5 protein-coding genes are annotated in these 6,022 nt (G+C 71.4%); all 5 read right to left on the bottom strand.

Features of this window, described 5'->3' with window-relative positions; genetic code table 11:
• The coding region (locus HMPREF3086_RS13025) for an HpcH/HpaI aldolase/citrate lyase family protein (protein ID WP_246830992.1) at window positions 1-537 on the bottom strand (537 nt) is incomplete at its 3' end.
• The gene (locus HMPREF3086_RS13030) at window positions 534-1,034 is read right to left on the bottom strand and encodes a MaoC family dehydratase (RefSeq protein WP_070722295.1); all 501 of its coding nucleotides are present in this window, start codon (window positions 1,032-1,034) and stop codon (window positions 534-536) included. The genes HMPREF3086_RS13030 and HMPREF3086_RS13025, both read right to left, overlap by 4 nt.
• Window positions 1,031-2,176, bottom strand: a complete 1,146-nt coding sequence (locus tag HMPREF3086_RS13035) for an acyl-CoA dehydrogenase family protein (RefSeq protein WP_070722298.1) — start codon at window positions 2,174-2,176, stop codon at window positions 1,031-1,033. The genes HMPREF3086_RS13030 and HMPREF3086_RS13035 overlap by 4 nt, the downstream gene beginning before the upstream one ends.
• Window positions 2,169-4,256: an acetyl/propionyl/methylcrotonyl-CoA carboxylase subunit alpha gene (locus HMPREF3086_RS13040; protein ID WP_070722300.1), complete on the bottom strand. Its 2,088-nt coding sequence runs from the start codon at window positions 4,254-4,256 to the stop codon at window positions 2,169-2,171. Before HMPREF3086_RS13040 ends, HMPREF3086_RS13035 begins: the two co-directional genes overlap by 8 nt.
• An 8-nt stretch (window positions 4,257-4,264) precedes the next feature.
• Complete coding sequence (locus HMPREF3086_RS13045; protein ID WP_070722303.1) at window positions 4,265-5,839, bottom strand: carboxyl transferase domain-containing protein; 1,575 nt, start codon at window positions 5,837-5,839, stop codon at window positions 4,265-4,267.
• Between the last annotated feature and the right edge of the window lie 183 nt (window positions 5,840-6,022).

The following is a 6,022-nucleotide window of genomic DNA, read 5'->3' on the forward strand; positions in this document are numbered from 1 at the left end:
GCGGGCGTGACGCGGCACGTCGCGGTACTCGCCCGCCACGCGGGGGCCGCCCGCCTCGGCGGTCGAGAAGCGGCTGGTCGAGCCGCCCATCGCGGCGAGCAGGTCCTCGGCGCCCCACATCATCCCGGTGCACCCGGGCGCGGAGGCGATCTCCTCGGCGCGGACCACGCCGAGCGGCGTCTCCACGAGCGCGAGGACCGCCGCCCCGGTCGCGGTGTGAACGTCGGTCACCTGCGCGGCCGACTCGCTCTTGGCGAGCATGACGCAGCGGTACGCGGTCCCGGCGACGGCCTCGAGGTCGGCCGCGTGGTCCTCGGTGCCCACCGGGTTGACGCGCACGATCGTGCGCTCCGGGTCCAGCGACGAGGCGCGCAGCGCCTCCCGGGCCGCGGGGCGGTCGGCCGGCGCGACGGCGTCCTCGAGATCGAGGATCACCACGTCCGCCCGGTCGGCGGCCTTGCCGTAGCGTTCCGGCCGGTCGGCCGGGCAGAACAGCAGCGCGGGCCCGGGCGGGATCCAGGTCGGGGCGGGGGTCATGCCGTCTCCTCCCCCGCCGGCCGCTTGCGCACGAGGGTCTTGCGGACCGCGCGCGCCACGATGTCGCCGTGCTGGTTGCGGCCGATGTGCTCGAGCGTGACGATGCCCTCGCCCGGCCGCGACTTCGACTCGCGCTTGTCCGTACAGACGGTCTCCGCGTACAGCGTGTCGCCGTGCAGCACCGGCTTGGGAAAGCTCACCTCGGAGAATCCGAGGTTCGCCACGATCGTGCCCTGCGTGAGCTGCGCGACCGACAGGCCGACCAGCGTGGACAGTGTGTGCATGGAGTTCATGAGCCGCTCCCCGCCGAAGCCGGGCTGTTCGGCCGCCCACGCCGCGTCCAGGTGGAGCGCCTGCGTGTTCATGGTCAGCGTGGTGAACAGGACGTTGTCCGCCTCGGTCATCGTGCGGCCCGGGCGGTGCAGGTAGGCGGTGCCCACCTCGTACTCCTCGAACCACAGGCCGCGCTGGACTATCTCCTTACGCGTCTCACTCATAGCCCGAGCCCCCGGGCGATGAGCATGAGCTGCACCTCGGTGGTGCCCTCGCCGATCTCGAGGATCTTCGAGTCGCGGTAGTGCCGCGCCACCGGGTACTCGTTCATGAAGCCGTAACCGCCGTGGATCTGCGTGGCGTCGCGGGCGTTGTCCATGGCCGCCTCCGAGGCGACCATCTTGGCGATGGCGGCCTCCTTCTTGAAAGGCTTGCCGGCCAGCATGAGGCGCGCGGCGTCGTGGTAGGCGCAGCGCGCGGTGTGGGCGCGGGCCTCCATGCGGGCGATCTTGAACGCGATGGCCTGGAACTCGCCGATCTTGCGCCCCATGGACTCGCGCTCGCGGGCGTACTTCACCGACTCGTCGACGCAGCCCTGCGCGGCACCGGTGGCCACGGCGGCGATCGCGATGCGGCCCTCGTCGAGGATGGACAGGAAGTTCGCGTACCCGCGGCCCTCCTCGCCGAGCAGGTTCTCCACCGGCACGCGGGCGTCGGCGAACGTCAGCGGGTGGGTGTCCGAGGAGTTCCAGCCGACCTTGTCGTAGGCCGGCTCGGCGGTGAAGCCGGGGGTGCCGGCCGGGACGATGATCGTCGAGATGGCCTTCTTGCCGTTGTCCCGCGTGCCGGTCACGGCCGTCACGGTGACCAGCGACGTGATGTCGGTCCCCGAGTTGGTGATGAACTGCTTGTTGCCGTTGATCACCCACTCGTCGCCGTCCCGCTTGGCGGTGGTCTTGGTGGCGCCGGCGTCCGATCCCGCGCCGGGCTCGGTGAGGCCGAACCCGGCCAGCTTCCGGCCGGCGGCCAGGTCGGGCAGCCACTTCTCGCGCTGCTCGTCGGTGCCGAAGTGGTAGATGGGCATGGCGCCCAGTCCCACGCCGGCCTCGAGGGTCATGGCGGTCGACTGGTCGACCCGGCCCAGCTCCTCCAGCGCCAGCGCGAGCGCGAAGTAGTCGCCGCCCATCCCGCCGAACTCCTCGGGGAAGGGCAGGCCGAACAGGCCCATCTCGCCCATCTGGGCCACGACCTCGTACGGGAAGGTGTGATTGCGGTCGTGCTCGGCGGAGGCCGGGGCGACCACCTTGTCGGCGAAGTCGGCGACCGTCGACTTGAGGTCCGCGTAGTGCTCTTCCAACTCAGGCATCGCCTGCTCCTTCGGATTCATCAGTGGAGGGGTGGGGCTCGACGGTCGCGAGCAGGTGGTCGGCGGGCACCTGCTCGCCGGTGGTGACATGCACCCGGACCACGCCGTCGATCGGCGCGGTGAGCGAGTGCTCCATCTTCATGGCCTCGACGGCCAGGATGTTCTGCCCGGCCGTGACCTCGTCGCCGTCGGAGGCGAAGCAGGCGATGACCGAGCCGGGCATGGGGCTGAGGATCTGGCCGTCCGCCGCGCCGCCGTCGTGGATCCGGGAGTCGATCAGCGGAAGCAGCCGCAGATCCCACGTGCCGCCGTCGCCGGCCACCCAGAACGTGTCCGACGCCTTCGGGTCACGCGAGCGCACGACGGTCCACCGCTGCTGCGTGCCGTCGATCGTCAGCCTCAGGGAGGCGCCGTCCCGCGCGACCCGGGCGTGATGGCGGGCCGCGACCCTCGGCTCCTCGGTGGATCCGATGGTCGCGTCGGTGATGGTCACCTCGGCGTCGTCGGGCGTGCCCTTCAGACCCACGGTGACGGCCTCGGAACCGGCCCCGGAATCGAGCCGCGTCCACACCTCCGCCCGGCCGCCGATCCGCCAGCCGTTGGGCACGTCCCACGGACCGCGGCGCCGCGCGGGCACCCGGGACCACCGCTCCTCGGTCCGGTGCATCGCCACGGCGACCAGCGCGCCCTCGGGCGCCGGGGTGGCGACGTAGTCGTCGACCGACCGGTCGAGCAGCCCCGTGTCGAGGTCCCCCGCGATCACCTCGGGGCGGGAGAGCAGGAAGCGGCAGAAATCGACGTTCGTCCGCAGGCCCAGCACGTGGGTCCCGGCCAGCGCCGCGTCGAGCCGCGCCAGCGCCTCGGCCCGGTCGGCCCCGTGGGCGATGACCTTCCCGAGCATGGGGTCGTAGTCACTGCCCACGACCGTGCCGACCCGCAGGCCGGAGTCCACGCGGATCCCGTCCCCGGACGGCTCCTCGAGTCCGAGCACCGTGCCGCCGGTGGGCAGGAAGCCCCTCGCCGGGTCCTCGGCGTACACGCGCGCCTCGATCGCGTGGCCGGTGAGGGTGATATCGGACTGGCGCAGCGTGAGCTCCTCGCCCGCGGCGATACGCACCTGCCAGTCGACGAGGTCCACGCCGGTGACCATCTCGGTGACCGGGTGCTCGACCTGGAGGCGGGTGTTCATCTCCATGAAGAAGAACTCGTCCGGGGCGTGTGCCGAGACGATGAACTCGACCGTGCCCGCGCCCACGTAACCCACCGACCGCGCCGCGTCACACGCCGCCTGACCGATCCGCTCGCGGGTCGCCTCGTCGAGCAACGCGCTGGGCGCCTCCTCGATGACCTTCTGGTGGCGCCGCTGCAGCGAGCACTCGCGCTCACCCAGATGGATGACGTTGCCGTGGGTGTCCGCCAGGACCTGCACCTCGATGTGGCGCGGGGTGTCGACGAACCGCTCGAGGAACAGGGTGTCGTCGCCGAACGCGCCCGCGGACTCCCGCCGGGCGGACTCGAGCGCGGCCGGCAGCTCGGCGGGATCGGAGACGCGGCGCATCCCCTTGCCGCCTCCACCCGCAGAGGGCTTGACGAGGACCGGGTACCCGACCGCCTCCGCGCCCGCGATGAGCTCGTCGTCGGTCAGGCCGGGCCTGGAGATCCCCGGCACGGTGGGCACGTCACGCTCCGACACCGCCGCCTTGGCGGTGATCTTGTCTCCCATGGTCTCGATCGCCGACGCCGGCGGCCCGATGAAGATCAGGCCCGCCTCGTCGAGCGCGCGCGCGAACCGCGCGTTCTCCGACAGGAAGCCGTACCCCGGGTGAACCGCCTGCGCACCGGTGCGGCGGCAGGCGTCGATGACCTTGTCGATGTCGAGGTAGGACTGAGTGGCCTGCGCCGGTCCCAGGCGGACCGCGGCGTCGGCCATACGCACGTGCAGCGCGTCGGCGTCGGCATCGGAGTAGACGGCGACCGAACGGATCCCGGCCGCCCGCAGCGAGCGGATCACGCGGCACGCGATCTCACCCCGGTTGGCCACCAGGACGGTGTGGAGTTTCTGTGACAGTTTCTCTGACATGGCGCTGCTCACATCCTGAAGACGCCGTTGTTGACCGGCTCGAGGGGGGCGTTGGCCGCGGCCGCGAGGGCCAGGCCGAGGACGGTACGGGTGTCGGCGGGGTCGATGATCCCGTCGTCCCACAGGCGGGCCGTCGAGTAGTACGCCGTCGACTGCTCGTCGAACTGCTCGCGGATCGGGGCCGTGAACTCTGCCTGCTGCTCGTCCGTCCACTCCCCTCCCGCCTTGGTCACCTGCGCGGCACGCACCGAGGCGAGGGTGTCCGCCGCCTGCGGGCCGCCCATCACGGCGATGCGCGCGTTGGGCCACATCCACAGGAAGCGCGGCGAGTAGGCGCGGCCGCACATCGAGTAGTTGCCGGCGCCGAACGACCCGCCGACGACGACGGTGAACTTGGGCACCCGGGCACACGCGACCGCGGTGACCATCTTGGCGCCGTTTTTGGCGATGCCCCCGGCCTCGTACTGCCGGCCCACCATGAAGCCCGTGATGTTCTGCAGGAAGACCAGCGGGATCTTGCGGCGGTCGCACAACTCGATGAAGTGCGCGCCCTTGAGCGCGGACTCGGAGAAGATGACGCCGTTGTTGCCGATGATCCCCACCGGGTGCCCGTGGATGTGGGCGAACGCGGTGACCATCGACGTGCCGTAGTTCTCCTTGAACTCCGTGTACTCGCCGCCGTCGACGATCGTGCCGATGATGTCGCGCACGTCGTACGGCTTGCGGGAGTCGACGGGGACGAGGTCGTAGAGGTCGCTCTGGGGGCGCGCGGGCTCGCGGGGCTCGAGCACCTCCCAGTCCGGCTCGGGGGCCGGCGGGCACGTGGCGACGATCTCGCGGACCTTCATCAGTGCGTCGTAGTCGTCGTCGGCCAGGTGGTCCACGACACCCGAGGTCTTGGCGTGCAGGTCGCCGCCGCCGAGCTCCTCGGCGGTGACCTCCTCGCCCGTCGCGGCCTTCACCAGCGGCGGCCCCGCGAGGAAGATGGTGCCCTGGTTGCGGACGATGACGGCCTCGTCGCTCATCGCCGGCACGTAGGCGCCACCCGCGGTGCACGAGCCCATGACCGCGGCGATCTGCGGGATGCCCTTGGCGGACATCGTGGCCTGGTTGTAGAAGATCCGGCCGAAGTGGTCGCGGTCCGGGAAGACCTCGTCCTGCTGCAGCAGCATGGCCCCGCCCGAGTCCACGAGGTAGATGCACGGCAGGTTGTTGGCCAGCGCCACCTCCTGGCCGCGCAGGTGCTTCTTGACGGTCATCGGGTAGTAGGTGCCGCCGGAGACCGTCGCGTCGTTGGCGATGATCAGGCACTCACGGCCGGAGACCCGCCCGATCCCGGCGACGACACCCGCAGCGGGCGCCTTGCCGCCGTACATCTCCTCGGCGGCCAGGGGCGAGAGCTCGAGGAACGGGCTGCCCGGGTCGAGCAGGACGTCCACGCGCTGCCGGGCGAGGAGTTTGCCCCGCTCGAGATGGCGCGCGCGGGCCTTCTCCCCGCCGCCCTGCGCGGCCCGCTCGAGGCGCTCGCGGAGGTCGGCGAGCAGTTCCTCGTGGGCCTGGCGATTGGTGGTCGCGGAAGTCATCAGCGCCGCTCCCTTTCAGTTAAGTCGGATTAACTGAAAACGACGATAGTGCCGCGGCTCACAAAAGTCCAGAGCTGCCGGCGGTTGGCCCGGGACAACTTGGCGCGACTCGAGGGCAGCCGCGCGGCACCGGCCCGGACAGCCCCCGCGACCGGCCGAGTCGCAGCCGCGCGCGGCCAGCCC

Origin of the sequence: Dietzia sp. HMSC21D01 (genome assembly GCF_001815995.1) — a bacterium.
Lineage (GTDB): Bacteria > Actinomycetota > Actinomycetes > Mycobacteriales > Mycobacteriaceae > Dietzia > Dietzia cinnamea.

Excerpts from the sequence above, each read along its gene's own strand:
- HMPREF3086_RS13030 (WP_070722295.1), bottom strand. The coding sequence starts at position 1,034 with ATGAGTGAGACGCGTAAGGAGATAGTCCAGCGCGGCCTGTGGTTCGAG.
- HMPREF3086_RS13035 (WP_070722298.1), bottom strand. The coding sequence starts at position 2,176 with ATGCCTGAGTTGGAAGAGCACTACGCGGACCTCAAGTCGACGGTCGCC.
- HMPREF3086_RS13040 (WP_070722300.1), bottom strand. The coding sequence starts at position 4,256 with ATGTCAGAGAAACTGTCACAGAAACTCCACACCGTCCTGGTGGCCAAC.
- HMPREF3086_RS13045 (WP_070722303.1), bottom strand. The coding sequence starts at position 5,839 with ATGACTTCCGCGACCACCAATCGCCAGGCCCACGAGGAACTGCTCGCC.